The 21,218-nt window shown below is 68.2% G+C and carries 19 protein-coding genes; 11 read left to right on the forward strand and 8 right to left on the reverse strand.

Annotated features, from left to right (window positions below; all coding sequences use genetic code 11):
- Window positions 1–28: 28 nt before the first annotated feature.
- The 7 genes from A4R44_RS24165 to A4R44_RS24200 form a co-directional block, all read right to left on the reverse strand.
- Entirely contained in the window at window positions 29–1,081 is a 1,053-nt protein-coding gene (locus A4R44_RS24165) for an alpha/beta hydrolase (RefSeq protein WP_095213576.1), read from the reverse strand.
- Between the two features lie 1,095 nt (window positions 1,082–2,176).
- The gene (locus A4R44_RS24175; RefSeq protein WP_232791753.1) at window positions 2,177–2,638 is read right to left on the reverse strand and encodes a cupin domain-containing protein; all 462 of its coding nucleotides are present in this window, start codon (window positions 2,636–2,638) and stop codon (window positions 2,177–2,179) included.
- Complete coding sequence (locus tag A4R44_RS24180; protein ID WP_067584982.1) at window positions 2,628–2,948, reverse strand: carboxymuconolactone decarboxylase family protein; 321 nt, start codon at window positions 2,946–2,948, stop codon at window positions 2,628–2,630. Before A4R44_RS24180 ends, A4R44_RS24175 begins: the two co-directional genes overlap by 11 nt.
- Before the next feature lie 123 nt (window positions 2,949–3,071).
- The gene (locus A4R44_RS24185; RefSeq protein WP_067584984.1) at window positions 3,072–3,767 is read right to left on the reverse strand and encodes a 2,3-diphosphoglycerate-dependent phosphoglycerate mutase; all 696 of its coding nucleotides are present in this window, start codon (window positions 3,765–3,767) and stop codon (window positions 3,072–3,074) included.
- A 130-nt stretch (window positions 3,768–3,897) separates the two neighbouring features.
- Window positions 3,898–5,256, reverse strand: a complete 1,359-nt coding sequence (locus A4R44_RS24190; protein ID WP_067584987.1) for an MFS transporter — start codon at window positions 5,254–5,256, stop codon at window positions 3,898–3,900.
- A gap of 99 nt (window positions 5,257–5,355) precedes the next feature.
- Window positions 5,356–5,742 carry a carboxymuconolactone decarboxylase family protein gene (locus A4R44_RS24195; protein WP_232791754.1) on the reverse strand — a complete coding sequence of 129 codons (387 nt, stop codon included), beginning with the start codon at window positions 5,740–5,742 and terminating at the stop codon, window positions 5,356–5,358.
- 31 nt (window positions 5,743–5,773) lie between these two features.
- Window positions 5,774–6,700, reverse strand: a complete 927-nt coding sequence (locus tag A4R44_RS24200; protein WP_067584989.1) for an NAD(P)-dependent oxidoreductase — start codon at window positions 6,698–6,700, stop codon at window positions 5,774–5,776.
- A gap of 354 nt (window positions 6,701–7,054) precedes the next feature.
- Between A4R44_RS24200 and A4R44_RS24205 the strand changes: the two genes are divergently transcribed.
- The 11 genes from A4R44_RS24205 (at window position 7,055) to A4R44_RS24255 (ending at window position 20,297) form a co-directional block, all read left to right on the forward strand.
- Window positions 7,055–8,242, forward strand: a complete 1,188-nt coding sequence (locus tag A4R44_RS24205; RefSeq protein ID WP_067584993.1) for a CaiB/BaiF CoA-transferase family protein — start codon at window positions 7,055–7,057, stop codon at window positions 8,240–8,242.
- A 38-nt stretch (window positions 8,243–8,280) separates the two neighbouring features.
- A complete protein-coding gene (locus A4R44_RS24210) occupies window positions 8,281–9,363 on the forward strand; it encodes a zinc-binding dehydrogenase (protein WP_067584996.1) in 1,083 nt (360 codons plus the stop codon).
- Window positions 9,364–9,400: 37 nt separating this feature from the next.
- Complete coding sequence (locus tag A4R44_RS24215) at window positions 9,401–10,570, forward strand: iron-containing alcohol dehydrogenase family protein (RefSeq protein ID WP_198545422.1); 1,170 nt, start codon at window positions 9,401–9,403, stop codon at window positions 10,568–10,570.
- 42 nt (window positions 10,571–10,612) lie between these two features.
- The gene (locus A4R44_RS24220) at window positions 10,613–11,788 is read left to right on the forward strand and encodes a MaoC family dehydratase N-terminal domain-containing protein (RefSeq protein ID WP_067584998.1); all 1,176 of its coding nucleotides are present in this window, start codon (window positions 10,613–10,615) and stop codon (window positions 11,786–11,788) included.
- Entirely contained in the window at window positions 11,785–13,371 is a 1,587-nt protein-coding gene (locus A4R44_RS24225; RefSeq protein ID WP_067585000.1) for a class I adenylate-forming enzyme family protein, read from the forward strand. The genes A4R44_RS24220 and A4R44_RS24225 overlap by 4 nt, the downstream gene beginning before the upstream one ends.
- The gene (locus A4R44_RS24230) at window positions 13,368–14,114 is read left to right on the forward strand and encodes an enoyl-CoA hydratase/isomerase family protein (RefSeq protein WP_067585003.1); all 747 of its coding nucleotides are present in this window, start codon (window positions 13,368–13,370) and stop codon (window positions 14,112–14,114) included. The genes A4R44_RS24225 and A4R44_RS24230 overlap by 4 nt, the downstream gene beginning before the upstream one ends.
- 39 nt (window positions 14,115–14,153) lie before the next feature.
- Window positions 14,154–14,930, forward strand: a complete 777-nt coding sequence (locus A4R44_RS24235; RefSeq protein ID WP_198545423.1) for an IclR family transcriptional regulator — start codon at window positions 14,154–14,156, stop codon at window positions 14,928–14,930.
- 357 nt (window positions 14,931–15,287) lie between these two features.
- Window positions 15,288–16,700, forward strand: coding sequence for an aldehyde dehydrogenase family protein (locus A4R44_RS24240; protein WP_067585007.1), 1,413 nt, complete (start codon window positions 15,288–15,290; stop codon window positions 16,698–16,700).
- An 11-nt stretch (window positions 16,701–16,711) separates the two neighbouring features.
- The gene (locus tag A4R44_RS24245; protein ID WP_067585010.1) at window positions 16,712–17,479 is read left to right on the forward strand and encodes an N-acyl homoserine lactonase family protein; all 768 of its coding nucleotides are present in this window, start codon (window positions 16,712–16,714) and stop codon (window positions 17,477–17,479) included.
- Window positions 17,480–17,629: 150 nt separating this feature from the next.
- Window positions 17,630–18,910: an MmgE/PrpD family protein gene (locus tag A4R44_RS24250; protein WP_067585012.1), complete on the forward strand. Its 1,281-nt coding sequence runs from the start codon at window positions 17,630–17,632 to the stop codon at window positions 18,908–18,910.
- Between the two features lie 28 nt (window positions 18,911–18,938).
- A complete protein-coding gene (locus A4R44_RS24255) occupies window positions 18,939–20,297 on the forward strand; it encodes an MFS transporter (protein WP_067585015.1) in 1,359 nt (452 codons plus the stop codon).
- Here the strand turns inward: A4R44_RS24255 and A4R44_RS24260 are convergent.
- Complete coding sequence (locus A4R44_RS24260) at window positions 20,294–21,199, reverse strand: oxaloacetate decarboxylase (protein ID WP_067585018.1); 906 nt, start codon at window positions 21,197–21,199, stop codon at window positions 20,294–20,296. The two genes, A4R44_RS24255 and A4R44_RS24260, sit on opposite strands and share 4 nt — an antisense overlap.
- Window positions 21,200–21,218: the final 19 nt, after the last annotated feature.

Consider the following 21,218-nt stretch of genomic DNA (forward strand, 5'->3'; position numbering starts at 1 on the left):
AAGCCCAAAAGCTTGTCCAGCGCGGCGTTCACGTACTCGTCGACCCAGTAGGTCTCGATGTGCTTCGCNGACCAAGTCCGTGGTGTCGCAGCTGGCCTGAGAACGAACGCGCGGCGTTCACGTACTCGTCGACCCAGTAGGTCTCGATGTGCTTCGCACCGTCGATGAGGAACAATTCCTTGTCCGACGTCCCGGTGGCCTTCGGGAACGCGTCCTCGCTCATGTATCGGGTGTCGGCTTCGCTTCCCGCGATCATCAGCAGTGGCGTGTCGATCAGCTCAATCTGATCGGTGACGTCGAAGGTCATCAAATCGAGAAGACTGCTCATCGTGTATTTGAACGTGGAGCCCGGGTGCGCGTGCGTCCGCCAGTAGTACTCGTATCCCTGCCGGTACAGGTCGAACGGAAGGGCCGCGATCTGCTCGTCGGTCATATCGGCGTCCCCGACGTACCGGACCTCCCCTCCGGCTGATTCCAGTGCGCGGGCAGCGGCCGCTTCGCGCAGCCGGTTCTGGACCGTGTCCAGTTGGGAGTCCTGCAGGCCGTTGCGACGGACCCGCCCGGAGTTGAACATGCTCACGGTCGCGACTGCCTTGAAGCGCTTGTCGGACTGCGCGGCCTTCAGTGAATACCCGCCGCCGCCACAGATGCCCAGCAGCCCCAGGCGTGCTGTGTCGACGCCAGGGAAATTGGCGATGAAGTCAGCCATGCCGTGGATGTCGTCGGTCCGGTAGAACGGCTTGTCCACGTTGCGCGGTTCGCCTGCGCTGCCGCCCTGGAAAGCCGCGTCCGCCGCGATCGTGACGTACCCCTGTTCGGCGAGCCGCTGCGCGTACCGCCCCGCGACCTGTTCTTTGACGCCGCCATTCGGATGGGCTACCGCGATCGCGGGGAACTTGCCGGAGCGGTCGTAGTTCGCCGGAGTGTAGACATTCGCCGCGATGTCCAGTCCGTGCAACGCATAGGCGGACGGGTGGACGTTGACCTTGCCCGGTTCGTTCTTGGCGATCGCGTTCTCGTAGACGAATCCGAACGGGTTCTCGCGGTAGTCCAGGACTGGTCGTGGTGGTGTGTTCGGCATGCGGTGGTCAGCCTTTCAGGGCGGTGGTCGTGGCAATCGAGCATCGGTTCGGAGGGCGGTGGCGAGGTCAGTCGAGGTTCTTCTCGGCCAGGAATGTCGTTATCTGGTCGGCGATCTCGTGGTTGTTGAGGTCGCTGAACGCGAAGTGGGTGTTGCCGCGGACACCGCGCTCGGGAAGTGACACAAAGGTGGCGTCGCCGCCGTGTCTGTTGATCGTGTCCACCCAGATCCGGGCCATTGCCTGCCGCACGCGCCAGTTGTCGCGGCCGGCGATTTCGGTGGGCTCGGAGGGGATGTTGTCGCCGTAGTAGACGACGATCGGAACCTGCGTCAGTGCCCGGAATTCCCTGGCGGAGACCGGAACGGGCTCCAGGGTTCCGTTCGAGCTGGGCATGGCGTCAGGCAGTTCGTCCTCCGGAAAGACGAATCCGCTGCCGGGTTCGATGCTGACCACGGCACGCACCTTGCGGTTGCGCNGGTTGCGCAGCACGGTGGACCAGCCGAATCCGCCCGCGTGGGAGTGCGTGACCAGCACTAGGTCGCCGATGCGGTCGACAGCGGCCGACGCGGCCGCGACGATGACCTCGGCGTCCAGCGGGCCGGTGTCGGGCACCATGGCCCGGAAGAACTGCTCGGCCGCACCTGGCTCGGCGGAGAATTGGGCGTTCTCGTAGAGGTCCGGCCAGACTCCGAGCCGGAACTGGTTGAAGAACCACTGTTCGTTCGGCTCGGCCGGCACCGGTGCGGCCGCCGTCGTCTTGCCCGCCGAACCTCGCCGGGCCTGATCCAGGAGATAGACGGGAAATCCACGCCGCAGGAACAGGGTGCGGAACCCTTCCCTGCCATCGGGTGTGGTGTCCCAGCAACTGCTGTCGGACCACCACCCGTGCCAGAACAGCAAGGGCAGCGGGCGTGCGCTGGGCGGGATCTGGAAGCTGAGGCGTGCGTGGTCGCCGTGCAGCGTTTGCCCGCGGGGGTTCATCGGGTCGCGCGGATCGAAGCTGCCGTCGCGGGTCGCGATCGTTCCCCCGACGGCGAAGCTGCCTTGAGCGGCGATCGACACTGGCCCTGAGCCGATCGCGCTGTCGGAGGTCATCACTTGTTCCGTCCCTTGCTGCTGTCGGCCGTGGCGTCGTCGTACTCGCTTTCGCTGACGTGCTGTCCCCACTCGACATCGCCGGAATCCGGGCGGGTGCTGGTGTCTGCGAGCGCGAGGTGGGTCATGAAGGAATCTGGCAACGCGCCGTGCCAATGCCACACGCCGGGCGGGGTGTAGACGGTGTCGCCGGGGCGGATCACGATCGTCTGGCCGTCACGGGCTTGGACGACCCCGGCCCCTTCGGTCACCTGCAGGGTTTGCCCGTGGGCATGGCAATGCCACGCTGTCCGGGCGCCGGGAGCGAAATGGACAGTCGCCAGTCGCGCGCAGCCGGGGCCCGCGCCGTTCGTGATGGCGTCGACCCACACGTCTCCAGCGAACCGGTCCGCGGCAGCTTTGGCCGTCGCATGGACTGGAACGAGGGACATCGTCGGCGCGTACGTGCGGTCACTGCTCATCGAGGACCTGCTTGAGCATCGTCGCGGCCGTCATCCCGGCGGGCCACCCGGCGTAGAACGCGAGGTGGGTGGCGAGTTCGGCGAGTTCCTCGCGGGTGACGCCGTTGGCCAGCGCGAGGCCGAGGTGGGAGTGGAGCTGACCGTCACGGCCAAGCGCGGTCAACGCGGCGACCGTGATCAGGCTTCGGTCGCGGCGGGAAAGACCGGGCCGCGCCCACACGTCGCCGAACAGCACGTCGTCGGTCAGTTCGGCCAGCTTCGGGGCGACGTCGCCCACCAATTGCTGGGCGCGGCTCTGCTGCTCTGCCATGCGATTCCTCCTGCTGCCACCGGAACGATGAGTTCTCCGGAGTCGACCGTAGGCTCGCGTGAAACAGAGAGGGAGGATCTGTCATTACACCCCTGGACACGGCGTGAAGAGTGCGTCGAAGCGCTATTCCGATGACTGCGGCAAGCGCTCGCGCAGCGGCAGCCGGTAGCCGATCGGCCGCAGCGTTTCCGTGAGTTCGTAGCGGATCGGCTCTCCCGTCGGGACTGCGATGTTGCGGATGGCGGCGGGCTCGACTTGGTCGAGATGACTGATCAAGGCACGAAGGACGTTGCCGTGCGCGACAATCAGGACGGTCCGGCTCGCTCGCAGGTCGGTTCCGACGGCCGTGCCCCAGTAAGGGAGAAGCCGCGCGAGGACATCTTCGAGCGATTCGCTGCGGGGAACGTCGACTCCGCGATAACGCGCATCGTGGTCGCGTTCTCGGCCGAGCGGCGGTGGGGCAGCCGAGTACGAACGCCGCCAGGCCGTGAACCGTTCGTCGCCGAACTCGGCGCGCACCTCTTCTCGCCTGCGCCCCTCCAGCGCACCGTAATGCCTCTCGTTGAGACGCCAGGTTCGGCGGACCGGGATCCAGTGGCGATCGGCGACGTCGAGAGCGATGGCCGCGGTCGAAATAGCGCGCCGGAGGAGCGAGGTGTGGACAACATCGGGAAGCAGCCCCGCGGACGCCAGCAGAGCGCCGGCTCTCGCCGCTTCTTTGCGGCCCACTTCCGACAGCGGTACGTCTGTCCAGCCGGCGAACCGGTCGGCGGCGTTCCAGACGCTTTCGCCGTGCCGCAGCAGGATCAGTCTGCGCATGCCGGTGCCTCCCGCTTCTGGCTCGGTCTTCGCGTCGCCGTGCCGCGGTCACTGGTCAGGGCGACAGACATGGGGCGTCGCGGCCGGGGGCGTGAGCGCGGCCCCGGCCGCGACGAGATCGGGCGTGTTTCTAGGCGTCTGCGGTCGCGAGGGTGTCCTCGCGGTCGAGATCGAGTTCCTTGGTTTCGCCGATGAGGCGCACGCAGATCAGGCTCACCAGCGCGACGCAGGCGAGAAGGATCCCGAAGGCCATTCCGCCCCAAGCCGTGATGATCGGCTCCGCGATGAGCGGCGGGATGGCTCCGCCGAGCATGCCGGCGAGGCTGTAGCTCAATCCGGTCGCTGTGTAGCGGTACCGCGTGTGGAAGATCTCGGAGAGGAAGGCTCCCAGCGGTCCGGTCGCCAGCCCGGAGAGGAACATCGTCACGGGGACGCCGATGGTGAACGCCGCCAGTGAACGAGTGTCGAGGATCGGGAACAGCACGAGCGTCCAGACAATGGCCACGCAGGCGACGATGGTGATCATCCGGCGCCGGCCGATCCGGTCGCTCAGCAGCGCGCCGAGAACGACCCCGACGGAAATGGCCACGCCGCCGAGCATCGCGGCCAAGAGCACATTCGGACGCGACAGCTTGAGCGCGGTCGTCCCGTAGGTGACGAAGTAGGTGCCGCCGATGTAGGTGAGTGCCAGAGTCATGACTGTCGTGCCGGTCGCGAGCAGGATTTGCTTGGGCTGGCTGCGGAAAGCATCGAGGAACGGCGTGCGCGACACTCCCGAAGCCGCCTGCTTCCGGAACACGGGGGTTTCGTCGATGCTCAGGCGCACCCACAGCCCGACCGCGATGAGCAGAACGCTGGCGAGGAACGGAATTCGCCAGCCCCAGGCGAGGAAGGTCTCGTTGCTCATCCCGACCGCGGTCGCCAAGAATGTCGCATTGGAAAGGATGATGGCTCCGCCGCCCCCGAAGGACGGGAACATCGCCCAGAAGCCGCGTTTGGCCTTGGGTGCGTTCTCGGAGGCGAAGAGCACCGCGCCGCCCCACTCGCCGCCTGCCGCGAGTCCCTGCATCACTCGAAGAATGACGATGAGAATCGGAGCTGCGACACCGATCGTGGCGGCAGTCGGCATCAGGCCGACGAGCAAAGTGGACAGACCCATGAGGAGCATGGTGGTGATCAGCGTCGTCTTGCGGCCGACTCGATCGCCGAAGTGTCCGAAAAGGATACTGCCGATCGGGCGGGCGACGAAGGCGACGCCGAGGGTCGCGAAGGTGGCGACGGTGCCCGCGACAGCCCCCAGCGACGGAAAGAACAGCTTCGGGAAGACGAGGGCGGCCGCGGTCCCGTAGATGCCGAAGTCGTAGAACTCGATCACGGTTCCGATGAAACTGGCTGCTGCGACCCGTTTCATGCTCTGTGGCTTTTTGCCCGGTACGGAAGGGCGGGGCCCCGAGGCCGGTGAAGCGGCCTGCTCCGGTGAATGCGCCATTGCATCTCCTAGATGTCGACGCGGGGCTGATGTCCGCGTCGGGTGGGACGGCGGCCTCGGGGCGGCCGTCGGTGGGGAGTCGGTGTTCGGTGGTGTCAGTCAGTCGAGGTGGCCGTCGGCCCGGAGAACGCCTTCGGCGACCTTGAAGGCCTCGCCGGCCGCTGGAAGTCCGCAGTAGACCGCGGTCTGGAGAAGGACTTCCTTGATCTCGGCCATGGTCAGCCCGTTGCGGATCGCGCCCTCGACATGGTGGGCGAGCTGGGCTGGCCTGCCCAGCGCGGTGAGCACTGAAAGGTTGATGACACTGCGGGTTTTGCGGTCGATGCCGTCGCGGGCCCAGACCCGGCCGAAGCAGACTTCTTCCGAGTAGTCCTGGATGACGTCGTTGAAGCTGTTGCGGTTCTGGTCTTTCTTCTCCACGTAGCCGTCGCCCATCAGTTCGTTCATGATGCGGCGGCCGGTGGTCTTGGTGTCCGGGGAATCCACGTCGTCTCCTCGTGGTCGTGGTGCGGGAAGGTCAGCCCCGGTCGAGAACGGCCTGGACTTCGTCGGCGGAGAGCTTGATCGTCACGCCGGCGCGTTCGTTCTGAAGCAGAAGCGGAGTCTGGGAATCCCGTTTGCCCCATCCGCGGTCGAGGGCCTCTTGGAAGTCCTCCTGGACCAAGCGGGCGGCACGCATCGGGACGTCGAACTGCTCCGCTAGTTCGAGCGCCAGCCGCAGGTCCTTGTTCGCCAGGTCGAGGGCGAAGGACGGGGGGTCGAACGCCTCCTGCAGGTACCGGTCGCCGACGCGGTCGAAGGTGCGCGCCCGGCCGATCGCGCCTTGGCGCAGCGCGTGCCACAAGGCGGCGGGTTCTACGCCCGCCTTGACGCCCATGGTGAAGACTTCGGCGATCCCCGAGCGGATGATCATGCTGGCGCAGTTGTGCACCAGTTTGGCCGTGTTGCCGGCGCCGATGTCGCCGACGCGCAGGATCTGGTCGCCGATCGCGTCGAGGATCCCGCCGTGCTGCTCGAACGCCTCGGCGTCGCCGCCCACGTAAATGGCCAGCTTTCCGGAGCGGGCGCCTTTGGGGCCGCCGCTGACGGGGGCGTCGAACAGCTCCACTCCGTGTTCGCGGCACACCGTGTGCACCTCGCGGACGACGGTGGGGGAGTTGGTGGTCAGGTCGAACCAGGCGCTGCCGGGTTTGAGCGCGCTCAGCAGGCCGCCTTCGCCGGTTCCGACCTCTCGCATCTGCACCGGGCCGGGCAGGGAGGTGAACACGACGTCGACCTGGCTCGCGAGGCCGGCGGTGGAGTCCGCCCAGGTCGCGCCCGCCTCTTCGAGCGTCGCGGCGCTCGTCCGGTTCAGGTCGTGCACGACCAGGTCGTGGCCCGCCCGGCGCAGATTGGCGGCCATGCCAAGTCCCATGGCGCCCAGTCCGATGAAGCCGACCTTCATGGAAGTCCCTTTCCCTCGGCGAACCGACAGCGAGGACGGGAGACCACGACTGTCGATGTCGTAATTACGAACTGCAGGACGTATTGATGAAAGAACGGTAAGACGGCCGGTGGCGGGTGTCAACGCCGCGGCCGGTTCTCGCCTCCGTTGACACGGACCGTGCTCCGACCGTAGCCTCCGTGTTGTAAATACGGACTCTGGTTCGTAATAACGAACTCATGGTTTGCGAGACGAGCACCTCGGCGTGGAGAGAGCCTCGTCCGGCCCGGCAGCCGGGTCCGGGAGGCCGCTGCGATCGACTGCCGTGACGTCCCCCGCGACCGCAACGACGCACGAAGCGATGGAGGCACGGGAATGACCGCCCTCGAAGGTGTGAAGGTGATCTGTCTCGGGCAGTTCTACTTCGCCCCGTACTGCACGATGCTGATGGCTCGTCTCGGTGCCGAAGTGATCAAGGTGGAGGCGCCGCAAGGCGATCCGTATCGGCGGCTGCCCACTGTCGACGAGGACGGGTATCCGATCCAGTTCCGCTTCCTGAACTCCGGCAAGCGCACGATTCGCCTGGACCTGTCCAACCCGGCGGGGCAGGACGTGATGCGGGGCCTGGTCCGCAACGCCGACGTGCTGGTGCAGAACCTGTCCCCGGGGGCGATGGATCGGTTCGGCCTCGGCTACGACGAGCTTTCGGCGATCAATCCCGGACTGATCATGGCTTCCGGCACCGGTTTCGGCTCCTTCGGCCCGTACGCGGGCGAGTCGGCGATGGACCTGACCATCCAGGCCCGCACGGCGATCATGAGCACCACCGGCTTCGAGGACGGCGCTCCGGTCCGCACCGGACCGTCGGTCGTGGACTTCATGGCCGGCACGCACATCCTGGCCGGGGTGCTGGCCGCACTGTTCCAGCGCACTCGCACCGGACGCGGCCAGCATGTCGAAGTCTCGCTCCAAGACGCGATCCTTCCGTCGCTGACGTCCAACATCGCCGGCTTGCTCAGCGAAAACACCGCGAGCCACGAGCGCACGGGGAACCGGCACGGGGGGATGTCCGTAGCGCCGTACAACTCGTATCCCGCGGCGGACGGCTGGGTGACGGTGCTCTGCCCGACCGACCAGCACTGGCGGCGGCTCAGCGAGCTGATGGGCGACCCGGCGGCCGCGGATCCGCGGTTCGCGACGATGCCCGGTCGCTGCGACCACATGGACGAGGTGGACGCCGTGGTCGGCCGCTGGACGGCGACCCGGAACAAGGACGAACTGGCTTCGACGCTGAAAGCCTTGAAGATTCCGTGCGCGCCGGTCGTGACGCTGCCGGAACTGCTGGACGACCCGCATGTCCGGGAGCGGGGAGTGCTGCGCACGGTCACCGACGAGCAAGGCTCCTTCATGACCTTGGGCAGTCCGCTGTTCCTGTCCGACTCCCCGATGGTCGAGCCGGCCAGGTCCGGCGGGCTGGGAGAACACACCGACGAGGTGCTCTCCGAAGAACTCGGCCTGTCGGCCGACGACCTCGCGAAGCTGCGCGGCTCCGGGGTCATCTGAACCCGCCCGGACCGCCCCGCCATCGATTAGGAGCAGAAATGACAGTGGACGCCCGCATCGCGGTATTGCCCGCCGGGCAGGAAAAACTCGAGCTGCGCGAGGTCTCGCTCGGTCCGCCCGGTCCGCACGAAGTCGTGGTCCGGCAGCGGGCGTTCGGCGTGTGCCACAGCCAGCTAGACCGGATCTTCGATCCCGGACGGACATCGTCGATGCTGCTCGGGCACGAATCGATCGGAACGGTCGTCGAAACCGGTTCCGAGGTGCGCTACGTCGCGCCCGGGGACGAGGTGCTGACGACGTGGATTCCCCGCACGCCGCTGGAAGGCAGGGCGCCGGTGCCGTCCCGCGTCGTGTTCCCCGGCGGGGACGAGGCAAGTACGCACAACACTTTCACGTGGGGCACGCACGCCGTGGTCGACGAGCAGTGGGTGGTCAAAGCGCCTCCGGCGACACCGGCGGACCTGGGCGCGATCATCGGCTGCGCTCTGATGACCGGGGCCGGCGCGGTGATGAACACCGCGCAGGTCCGCACGGGCCAGAGCGTGGCCGTGTGGGGCGCCGGGGGAGTGGGGCTGTGCGCGATCGCCGCGGCGAAGGTCCTCGGCGCGGCGTCCGTCATCGCGGTGGATCTCGACGCCGACAAGCTGATGCTCGCGAAGCACTTCGGAGCCACGGACGTCGTGGATGTGCGGGCAGGCGATCCGGTGGAGGCGATCCGGGAGCTGACCGCGCATTCCGACGGCACCCGGGGAGTCGATTTCGCCTTCGACTGCACGGGAATCGGCAAGAACATCCCGGTCAGCCTCGCCGCGGTCCGGCCCGGCGTCCGGGGCGCGGGCATCCGGGGCGGCGCCGACGTGCTCGTCGGAATCCCGCGGGTGCCGTTCGAGCTCGACGCGTTCGATCTGCTCAACGGAGAGAAGCAACTGCTCGGATGCGTCGGCGGCAGCTGCGACCCGGCGCGCGACTTCGTGACGTTCTCCGGCTGGGCCAAGGACGGCACGTTCGATCCGAGCGCGCTGGTGACCGACCGGTACTCCCTCGACGACCTCAACACCGCCGTCGACGACCTGCACCACGGCCGGGTCCGCGGCCGTGCCGTCGTCGAACTCGGCGCGTGAATTCCCTGTGCGACAAGACAAAGAGGAGCGACACCAGGTGACTGCTGAACACGAGGTGAAGATCCGGCACACAAGCCCGGCCTTCCGGACGTTCGCCGGCGCGGGTGCGCTGGACGCGTTGCCCCGCGAACTGGCGCGCGTCGGCGCGCAACGTGCGGCGATCATCTGCATTCCCGCCGTGGCCGCGCACACCGAGCAGATGAACCGCTTGCGCGAGGCGCTCGGCGATCGCCTGGCGGGACAATTCGACGGGGTCGAGGAACACAGTCCGTTGCCGTCGGTCGAGCGCGCGCGCGCGTTCCTGGCGGATTGCGCGGCGGACGCGGTGATCGCGGTCGGCGGCGGTTCGTCGGTCGTCACGGCCAGGGCCGCCACGATTCTGCTGGGCGAAGGCAAGGACGTCCGGGAGTTGTGCACCCGGCGCGAAGGCGAGCGGCTGATCAGCCCGAAACTGGCCGCTCCCAAGCTGCCCCAGTGGGTGGTCCCGAGTTCTCCGACGACGGCCTACGCCAAGGCCGGCGCCGCGGTGCACGATCCCGAAACGGGGGAGCGACTTGCCCTCTACGACCCGAAAGCCCGTGCCCAAGGAGTTGTCCTGGACCCCGGGATGGCGCTCACCGCACCGGCACGGCTGAGCTGGTCCGCCGCGCTGAACGTGTTTTCGATGGCGCTGGAGGGCCTGCAGTCCCGGCGGGTCGACCCACTCGCCGACGCGCTGCTGGCGCACGCGCTCCGAACCGTCGTGACTTGGCTTCCCCAGGTCGCCAAGGACCCGGCCGCGGCGACCCCGCGGCTGCAGCTGATGCTCGCCGCGATCATGAGCGGGCAGGGCAGCGACCACACGGGCGGAGGCCTCGCGCAGGCGCTCTCGCACGCCATCGGGCCGAGGTCATCGGCGCCGAACGGTGTCGTCGAAGCCCTGCTGGTGCCACACGCCATGCGGTTCAACGCGCCGGTGGCAGGCGAACGGCTGGCGGCGATCGCGGACTACCTGGGCGTGGCCGACCACAGCGTGGACGGCGTCATCGCGGAGGTCGAGCGCCTGCTGGACGTCTTCGAGGCGCCTCGCAAACTGCAGGACATCGGCGTGGCCGAGGACTCGCTCGCCGAAGTCGTCAGCCACGCAATGGACGACTGGGCGATCACCGCCGGACCGCGCCCGCCGGAGGAACAGGACGTGCGAGAACTGCTCGCGGGCGCCTGGTAACGGCGCGTTCACCAGCACCCGACCACCGACAAAGGAAATGCGATGACGACGACTGAGACCTCGCAGGACGCGGGATTCGGCAAGGAACTGGCCACCGGCAAGTTCACCGACGAGATGCTGACGAAGATGCGGAACCTGATCGGCACCGAGCTCCGCACGGAAGCCTGCGTCAACAACGAGTACGCGACGCGGCTGGCGATCCTGCGGTTCGCCGAAGGCATCGGCGACGACAATCCCCTGTGGACGGACGAGGAATACGCCGCGGCCGGCCCGTACGGCGCCATCGTCGCCCCGCCGAGCTTCATCTTCGCGTGCCTGGGCTCGGTCCAGGTCGGGTGGCCCGGTCTCGGCGGGTTCCACGCCGAGACCGACGTGACCTTCCACGCCCCGATCCGGGTCGGCGACAAGATCACCGCCCGGGTGTGGTTCGACGGCTTCGACGACCCGATCGAGAGTTCGTTCGGCGGTCGCCGGATCAAGGACTACCTGCGCCAGGAGTACTGGAACCAGGACGGCGAACTGGTCGCCCGGTTCATCTGCTCGCGGATGCGGTTCGAACGCACCGAGATGCAGAAGCGCCGCAGCTCGCGGAAGATCGAGATCCCGCACCCGTGGACCGACGAGCAGCTCGCGAAGATCGAGGACGACATTCTCGCCGAGACCCCGCGCGGGTCCGAGCCCCGCTACTGGGACGACGTGCAGATCGGCGACGAGCTGGACACCTTGACCAAGGGGCCGATCGGCCTCACCGACGAGATCGCCTACGTCGCTTCCGGCGCCGCCCCGATCCCGCGCCTGTCCGCCCACGCGGTGGCGTTGCGCCGCTACAAGAAGCACCCGAAGTGGGCCTTCCGCGACCCCAGCACTCACGCTCTCGAACCGGTGTATTCAGTGCACTACAACGACTATGCCGCACAGTTGCAGGGCGCCCAGATCGCCTACGACGTCGGCATCCAGCGCACCTGCTGGCAGATCCACACGCTGACCCATTGGATCGGCGACGCGGGTTCGGTCAAGGCGATCCACGGCCAGTACCGGGCGCACGTGTACCTCTCCGACGTGGTGCGTCTCGGCGGCAAGGTCGTCGGCAAGGAGATCGACGCCGACGGCGACGCGGTCGTGCACCTGGAGACCTGGGCGTACAACCAGCGCGAACAGAACTGCATGCCGGGCACGGCGACGGTCGTCCTCCCGCGGCGCTCCGGAGCGACGGCATGACAGCCGCGTGGGGCAAGGAGATCGGCACGGAGGTCGTCCGGGGCATCCCGTTCCGTGTCTACTCCGAGCGGCCGCGGAACATCTCAGAACTGCTCGCCTTCGCCGAGAAGTGGGGCGAGCGACCGCACGTGGTCCAAGGCGAGCGCGTGGTGACCTTCGCGCAGCTGCGGAAGGCGGTAGCTGCGAAAGCCGCCCGTCTGGCTGACGGCGGCCTTCGTCCCGGAGACCGGGTGCTTCTGCTGGGCTTCAACAGCCCGGAATGGATCATCAACTTCTGGGCCTGCGTATCCGCCGGTGCGGTGCCGGTGCTGGGCAACGCCTGGTGGAGCCAGACCGAACTGACCGACGCGCTCGATCTGCTCGAACCGGCACTCGTCCTCGCCGACGCGCGTGCACTTCGATCGCTGCCGGACGGCGCTCCCACCGGCGTCTGGGACTGCGACGCCGCGGCCGGCGGCGCTCCGGGCGACATCGCGGGCCAGCCGGGCGCACGCGACGAGGACGATCCGGCAGCGTTCGTGTTCACGTCGGGCACGTCGGGCAAACCGAAAGCGGTCGTCCTCTCGCACCGTTCTCTGCTCGCGGGTCTTCACATGTTGCTGCACATCACCCGCCGGCTGCCTCAGCAGGTCGACGCGTCCACCGGCGACGCGGGTCTGCACACCGGCCCGATGTTCCACATCGGCGGCATCCAGACTCTGATGCGCGCGATCACCGTGGGCGACACGCTCGTGATGCCGTCCGGCAAGTTCGAACCGGCCGAGGCGCTGCGGCTGATCGAGCAGTGGCGCATCGTGCGGTGGAGCGCCGTGCCGACGATGGTGTCCCGGGTGCTCGAACACCCGGACGTCCGCACCCGGAACCTCACCTCGATCAAGTCGATCACCGTCGGCGGCGCGCCGGTGCACCCGGAATTCCTCGCCCAGCTGCGGGCCGGGCTGCCCGGGGTCGAGCCGCGAGTGGCGACCGGCTACGGACTGACCGAAAACGGCGGCCAGGCCACGGCCGCGTCCGGAAAGGACACCGCCGAGCGCCCCGGCAGTTGCGGGCGTCCGCTGCCCTGCGTCGAGCTGAGGATCGACGACCCCGCTGAGCACCGCGACGGCGAGATCCTCATCCGGTGCCCGACGCAGATGCTGGGCTATTTCGGCGCCGAAGACTCGCCGATCGACCGCGAGGGCTGGCTGCGCACCGGCGATCTCGGCCATGTCGACGACGACGGCTACCTCTGGATCACCGGCCGCGCGAAAGACATGATCATCCGCGGTGGCGAGAACATCGCTCCCGCCGCAGTCGAGGAGGCGCTGGGCCAGGTGGCGGGCGTCGTCGAGTCGGCGGTCTTCGGCGTGCCGCACCCTGATCTGGGGGAGGAAGTGATGGCCGTGGTCGTAGTGGAGAACGGAGCGACGGCCGACGACCTCGCGAGCGAACTGCGGTCACGGCTGTCCTCGTTCGCGGTGCCGAGCAGGTGGCGGATCGAGCGGGAACCGCTGCCGACCACCCACTCGGGAAAGATCGACAAGAAGCAGCTGGTGCACGAGGCGGTCGCCGAGCTTTCGGCCGCGGCAGGAGGGAACGCATGACCGACGTCGCCCGCGAAATTGTGGCCGATCGGGTTGCGCTGCTGGAGATGCGGCGGCCGCCCAACAATTTCTTCGACGAGGCGTTGCTGACCGAACTCGCCGACACCTTGCTGGGCCTCGACGAGGACAAGGACGTCGGCGCAGTCGTGCTGTGCTCGCAGGGAAAACACTTCTGCGCCGGTGCCGACCTGCGCGGAATGGGAGCGGCCGGCATCCGGAGCGTCTACCGGCAGGCGTTCCGGCTTTTCTCCGGCCGCAAGCCGGTGGTGGCGGCTGTGCAGGGGGGCGCGATCGGCGGCGGTCTCGGCCTCGCGCTCTCCGCGGACTTCCGCATCGCCGCGCCGGGTGCGCGGCTCACGGCCAACTTCGCCAAACTGGGCTTCCACCAAGGGTTCGCGCTGTCGGTGACCCTGCCGAGGGCGGTCGGTCCGCAACGTGCGTCGGAACTCCTGTACACCGGCAGGTCGGTCTCGGGCGAAGAGGCGGCTGAGATCGGGATGTGCGACGGATTGGCCGACGACCCCCGCGCGGCGGCGGTCGAACTGGCGGGCCGGATCGCGGCGTCGGCCCCCTTGTCGGTGCCCTCGATTCGTGCGACGCTGCGACGGTCGCTGGTGGCGGAGGTGTCGGCCGCACTCGACATCGAGGCTGACGCGCAAGCGGCGCTGCTCGGAAGCGCGGACTTCGCCGAGGGGATCGCGGCCTCGATCGCGAAGCGCCCGCCGCGGTTCGTCGGTTCGTAATGGCGAAATCGTGGACGTCATTGCGGTAGGATGACGGCTGTGACCGATGACGCCAATCAGGATGAGCTGGCCGGCCCGAAGAATCACCGCACGATCGACCGGGTGACCCAGATCCTCGAAGAGGTCGTGTACCACCCCGGGATCGGGTTCGCGGAACTCGCTCGCGTCCTGGACGCGCCGAAGAGCTCGGTGCACGGGTTCATCCGAGGCCTTCAGGCCAAAGGCTGGCTGTACGAGAACGACCGGCACTTCTACCTCGGGCCGGCCATCTACGGCCTCACGCTGGCCAGCGGGCACATCCGCGCGGGTCAGGTCAGCCAAGCCGACCTCGACGCGCTCCACAAGGACACCGGGATGACGGTCTTCCTCGGCGTCGAGGCCGGCGACTCCCTGATCTACATCGGAGAGTCGGGCACGGACGCGCTCACCGGGTTCGCGGCCCGCAGCAACATCCGCCGCAAGCTGATCTCCACTGCCGGCGGGAAGGCGCTGCTGGCGGCGAAGCCGGACGCGGAGCGCGACGCCTATCTGCGCGGTGTGCGGGCGACCGACGGCGAAGCGATCTCCGAATTCCTCGGCGAGTTCGCCGAGATCAAGAAGACTGGCGTGTCGCGCAACTTCCGGCACAACGGAGCGCAGATCGCCTTTGCCAGCGTGGTTCGCAACCAGCTGGGAGAAACCGTGGCGGTCGCGGTCCTGGTCGGGCAGACGGTGGACGTGCAACCTCGGCAGGCCAAGGTCAAAAAGCTTCTGCTGAAGCACGTCGCGTCGTGGACGCAACAGAAGAACACGCCGCGCGAGCCNGAGCCGATCTAGGACCCGGGCCCGCTGACGTCTGCTGCCGGTGCAGTCCTTTGCCCGGCGGCAGAAACCGTCTGAGGCCGCGTCCCGCGGTACCTGTCTCCGGCAGGACGCGGCCATTCGCACACCCGCAGCGATTTTCGCGCGGGTGTTTTTTCGTGCCTCGTCGGCAAGCGCTCGTGGTCCGCGCCCGCTTTGAGCACCTCTGTGGTCGTGGACGCGGCCTGTTTCGTGGTCAGTTCGAGGCGCGGGCGTTGACAGGCGCGGGTGTCCATCCGTAGCGTTATGAGCGTAATAACGATCTATAGTTCGCAAATATGAACTCTTCCGGTCAGGTTTGACCGCTGCGACGATGCACGAGGAGTGTGTTCGGTGATCGAACGCGACCAGATCTTCATCAACGGCAAGTGGGTGCCCTCCGCGGGTGACAGTGTCATCGAGGTGATCAACCCGGTCACCGAGGAGGCCGCCGCGACCATTCCGCGGGGAACGGCCGCGGACGTCGACGCCGCTGTGGAATCGGCCGCGGCGGCCTTCCCCTCATGGTCGAAGACCTCGGTCGAGGAGCGAGTGGGTTTCCTGCGCAAGCTGGCGGAGCTGACCGAGAAGCGCTCGGACGAAATCACCCGGGCCGTCGTCAGCGAAATCGGTCAGCCTTACGCGGTCGCAGCGGAGGCGCAGGGCGCTTCGGCGGTGGTGGATCTCGTCAGCCTCGCGGACAGTCTTTCCGAGATCCGGTGGGAGGAGCAGGTCGACCACACCGTGGTTGCTCGCGAGCCCGCGGGTGTCGTCGGCGCGATCACGCCTTGGAACGGGCCGATGCGGATGGTGTGCATGAAGGCCGGCGCGGCGCTCGCCGCCGGGTGCACGGTCGTCCTCAAAGGCACCGAGGTGGCGCCGCTCAGCTCGTTCATCTTCGCCGAGATGGCCGCCGAGGCCGGGTTGCCCGACGGTGTGTTCAACCTCGTGTCCGGCACCGGCCCGGAGGTCGGCGAGCCGATGGTCACCCACCCGCTGGTCGACATGGTTTCGCTCACCGGCTCGGTGCGGGCCGGTCGCCGGGTGATGGAACTGGCCGCGCAAGGGGTCAAGAAGGTCGCCCTCGAACTCGGCGGCAAGTCCGCGAACGTCATTCTCGAGGACGCGGACCTGAAGACCGCGATCGAGGTCGGGATCGAGGACGCGTTCCGCAACTCGGGCCAGGTCTGCGGCGGACTGTCCCGCGTGCTGGTGCCCCGGTCCCGCCTCGCCGAGGCCGAGGAGATCGCGGTCCGCAAAGCGGAGAGCTACGTCCTCGGCGATCCCTACGACCCGGCCACCACGCTCGGCCCGGTCGCCAACGCCAACCAGCGCGACCGGATCCGCGGCTACATCAGGTCCGGCCTTGACCAGGGCGTGCGCCTGCTCACCGGCGGGCCGGACGCGCCCGAGGGCCTGGACCGCGGATTCTTCGTGCGGCCAACGGTTTTCTCCGGCGACAACACGTCCCGGGTCGCCCGAGAGGAGATCTTCGGCCCGGTCGTCGTGCTCATCCCGTTCGACGACGAGGACGACGCGTTCCGTATCGCGAACGACACCGAATACGGCCTCGCCGGGGCGATCTGGGCCGGAGACGACGACCGCGCCCGCGCACTCGCCGGCAAGCTGCGCGCGGGGCGCATCCGGATCAACGGGTCGCCGGTCAACCAGCGGGCCCCGCACGGCGGGTTCCGGCTCTCCGGAATCGGACGCGAGTTCGGCCGCTACGGCATCGAGGAGTTCCTCGAGTACAAGTCCATCGGCTGACGAGGCTGCGGATGACGACGACGAAGTGGGTCATCGACGCGGTGAAGCTGGGCGAACTCCGCGGAGTCCCCGCGGAGCTGGTCTATCTCGAGGACCGCTCCCGGCGGACTGTCAGCATGCCGCTGGTGATGTTCGTGCTGCGGTCGGGGAAACGGACGGTGATTGTGGACACCGGCGGTCCGGCCGACGAGGAGCAGATTCGGAGCATGATCCCCTTCGGCTACGCGGTGCGGGAGCCGGAGCGGATCGAGAACGCGCTCGACCGGCTCGGGGTGGACCCGAGCGAGGTCAGCCTTGTGGTCAACACTCACCTGCACTGGGACCATTGTTCGAACAACGACGTGTTCCCCAACGCCGAAGTCCTGGTCCAGCAAGCTGAACTGGATTTCGCGGCGGCCCCGGACACCGCGCACCACCAGGCCTACGGCATCCAGGACGGCCGCGTGCCCCCATTCGCCCGCTGCTCGGACCGGATCCGCGCGCTGGACGGGCCGAGCGAGATCACGGCCGGACTGGGTGTCGTGCCGCTGCCTGGGCACTCGCCCGGTTCGCAGGGCGTACGGGTCGACACCGGCGACGGCACCTTCGTCATCACCGGCGATTGCGTGGACACCTTCGACAACTGGGACAACAGGGGAGCGGCGACGCCGCTGCCCTCCGGCCGGTTCACCGACCTCCCGGCGTTTCGCGCGAGCCTCGCCCGTCTCAAGGGCACCGGCTGGACACCACTGCCCAGCCACGACCACGCCGTGGTCGAGAAGGGCGCTTTCGGCTACTGACACCGGTCGCCCCGGTCGAGTGCAGTCGTGATCAGAGAGGATCCTGAATGCTGGCGATCGACGGATCGACCGTTACCGCGACGCTCGCGGAATACGCTGCGGGCACTGACTTCGAGTCGCTGCCCGCGCACATTCGCGAACGAGCGAAGCTTGTCATTCTCGACGAACTGGCAAGCGGCTACTTCGGCGCCGCATGTCCGGCGGGTCGCCTCGCCGCCCGCTACGTCGCGGGACAGAGCGCNACAGAGCGCGGCCGGGGAGGCGCTGGTCCTGCGGACAGGGCACCGCACCTCGGCCGAGTTCGCCGCGCTGGCCAACGGAACAGCCGGGCATGCCGACGAGATCGACGGCGCCCACGTGGTCGGCGGCCATCCGGGCGCAACGTTGGTGCACGCCGCGGCCGCGATGGCGCAATCTCGGCGCAGCTCGGGTGCCGACCTGATCAACGCGGTGGTCCTCGGCTACGACGTCGGCACGCGCCTGATCGACGCGTGCGGAGGAACATTCCGGCTCAAGGACACATTCCACCTGCACGCGGACTTCCTGCATGCCGTCGGGGCAGCTGCCGCGTGCGCACGGCTGCTCGGGCTGGACGCCCGCGGCATTGCGAACGCGATGGCTCTGGCGACCTTCCGTGCCAACGGGTTGTGCGCGCTGTTCCGCGAAAACGATCACATCAGCAAGGCGTTCTGCAACGGTCAGTACGCATCCGCGGGGGTCGGTGCCGCGTTGATGGCCAAGGCGGGGCTGGAAGGCGTCGCGGACGTCATCGGAGAGCGCCATGGGTTGCTCGACGCCTGGGGGACCGACGACGGCCGCGAGAGGGCCGTTCAGGGCCTCGGAACGGCTTTCGGCATCAGCGGGGGGAACTTCAAGTTCCTCCGCGCCGGCTACCCGATCCACGCGGCCACTGAAGCGGCCTTGGCGATCATGCACGAACACGACCGCGACCACGAGGCGGTTCGTTCGGTGCTGGTCGGCATGCCCGCCAACGCGCGGCGCGTCGTGGACGGCCGGGCGATGCACAACATCTGCCTGCAGGACATGCTCGCGGTCGCGCTTCTGCACGACGGCATCAGGTTGTCCGAGTCGTACTTCCCGGGTGTCGAGTCGGACCCGGCGTTCGCGCGGATCCGGGAGCGGATCACTCTTCGGACCGACCCGGATCTGCAACGGGAGCAACCGAACGGGCGCGGCGCGGTCGTCACGATCGCGTTCGCCGACGGGACGACGGCTACGCGGCGCGTGGATCATCCGCGCGGCCACAGCCTGCGGGGAGAGCCGACTTGGGCCGACCTGGCGGGCAAGTGGCGGGACGCATTGCCCGGGACCGGCACCGATGCTTGGGTCTCTTCGGCCGCGAGTCTCGAAGCAGCCGGGGACGTGGCCCCGTTTCTCGAGCTGTTCGGAGCGGACGCACCGCTTTCCTGATGACCTGGCCACCGATCAAGGAGGATCGATGACGCCGCCCAAGCCCCGGCAGCATACAAAGCAGAACGCTGTGGTCCCAGCCCGCACGGACCGGCAGATGCGCCGGATCGCTTTGGCGGGCTTCGTCGGCACCGTGATCGAGTTCTATGACCTGACGCTGTATGCCGTCGCAGCGTCGCTGGTGTTCGCCAAAGTCTTCTTTCCGGCCCTCGGCCCGGCCGCAGGCACCGTCGCCGCGTTCGGCACCCTTGGGGTGGCGTTCGTCGCCCGCCCGATCGGCGCGTTGATCTTCGGCCACTTCGGAGACCGGTTGGGCCGAAAGCGCATGCTCGTCACGACTTTGCTCCTGATGGGCGGCGCGACCGTCGTGGTCGGCGCCATGCCGACCGCGGGTCAGATCGGGGTCGCCGCCCCGATCCTGGTCGTGCTCATGCGCATCGTCCAAGGCATCGCGGCCGGTGGCGAGCTGGCCGGCGCGGCGCTGTTCAGCACCGAGAGCGCACCGGCGGCGAAACGGGGCTTCTGGACCATGTTCACCTCGCTCGGCGGCGGCTTCTCGATCGTCATCGCGAACGCGACCTTGCTTGCGGTCGGTGCCGGCCTCTCCGACGCGCAATTCGCGTCGTTCGGCTGGCGGATCCCGTTTCTCGCGAGCGCGCTGCTGATCGGGGTCGGTCTCTATATTCGCCTGAAGATCGAGGAAAGCCCCGTTTTCGAGGCGGGCGCGGAGGCCGAACCGAGTCGCGGCGCCAAGCGCCCGAAGCTGCCGATCGTCGAAGCCTGGCGGCGGCAGCCGCGACAGATGCTGCTCGTCGCGGGGATCTCGATCATGCAGGCGGCGTTCACCTACCTCGGCGCGACGTACTTCGCCAATGTCGGCACCGCACAACTCGGACTGAGCCGGAACGTCGTGCTGGCCGCGGGCATCGCGGGCGGCCTGTGCTGGTCGCTCGGCGTCGTGATCGGTGCGATGACGTCCGACCGGGTGGGCCGCCGTCCGGTCCTCCTGGCGGCAACGGGAGCCGCCGTCGTCTGGGCGGTCGTCGTTTTCCCGGTCCTGCAGTCGGCATCAGGCCCGGGTTACCTGGCGCTTCTGTGCGCGACGATGCTCATCGCCGGTCTGGAAATCGGCTCGATCAACGTGATGCTGTCCGAGATTTTCGAGACGCGGCACCGGTATACGGCCTCCGCATTCGCTTACAACATCGGCCTGGTGCTCGGCGGTGCCGTGCCGCCGCTGGTGGCGGGCACGATCACCGCCTCATACGGCGCCGTCGTCTTCGGCGTCTTCCTCGCCCTCCTGTGTTTGATCAGCCTGCTGAGCGCGATCGGCCTGCCGGAGACCCGAGACCGAGACCTGCTCGACGTGCTCGCGGTGCGGCGCTAACGTTCTTCGCCCGCACCGAAACGGGCCTCGAGCGTCTTGGCTTCCGGAAGGCCGATGAAGTCGGTGAACTCGTCGAACGTGGGCAGGCCCGGCATGGCCTCGGCGGGGATGCCGTCGTTCTTGAGAGTCTTGAGCAGCGCGCGGGCGCCGGCGGTGGCGGCCAGGAGCGTGCCGATGGGAAAAAGCACGAGAGCGAATCCGAGTTCGGCGATACGGGCGAGGGGGATAGGCGGCGTACGGCCGCCTTCGGCCCAGTTGAACACCAGCGGCGCGACCCCGCGGAGCTTGGTCGCGACGTGCTCGATCGCTTCCTCGCTGGTAGGTGCTTCCACGAAAAGCAGATCGGCACCCGCATCGGCATACGCGCGGGCCCGGGCGATCGCGGCGTCGACGCCCTCGACGGCCGCGGCGTCGGTCCGCGCGATGAGGACGAGGTCGGGATCCCGGCGTGCCGCCACAGCGGCCCGGATCTTCCCCGTCATCTCCTCCGCGGGAATCACGGCCTTTCCGGCCATGTGGCCGCATTTCTTGGGGTTGACCTGGTCTTCCAGGTGCAGGCCCGCGACCCCGGCCTGCTCGTAGAGGTGCACGGTGCGGATGACGTTGATCGCGTTGCCGTATCCGGTGTCGGCGTCGGCGATCAGCGGGAGCTCCACGGCGGCGGCGAGCCGCCGGGCGTGGTCGACCATCTCCGTCCCGGTGAGAAGCCCCAGGTCCGGTCGGCCGATCAGCGACGCGGTAGTCCCGAAGCCGGTCATGTAAACGGCATCGAAACCGGCCTCCTCCACGAGTCTCGCGGTGAGCGCGTCGAACGCGCCCGGCGCGACGAGCGGCTCGCCCGCGGCGAGGAGTTCCCGCAGCCGGGCGCGCGGGGTGTGAGAGCCGGTGAGCAGGGTTCCCAAAGTCGTCCTCCGTAGTCAG

The sequence above is a fragment of the Amycolatopsis sp. M39 genome (genome assembly GCF_001651785.1).
In the GTDB taxonomy this organism is placed as follows: Bacteria; Actinomycetota; Actinomycetes; order Mycobacteriales; family Pseudonocardiaceae; genus Amycolatopsis; species Amycolatopsis rubida.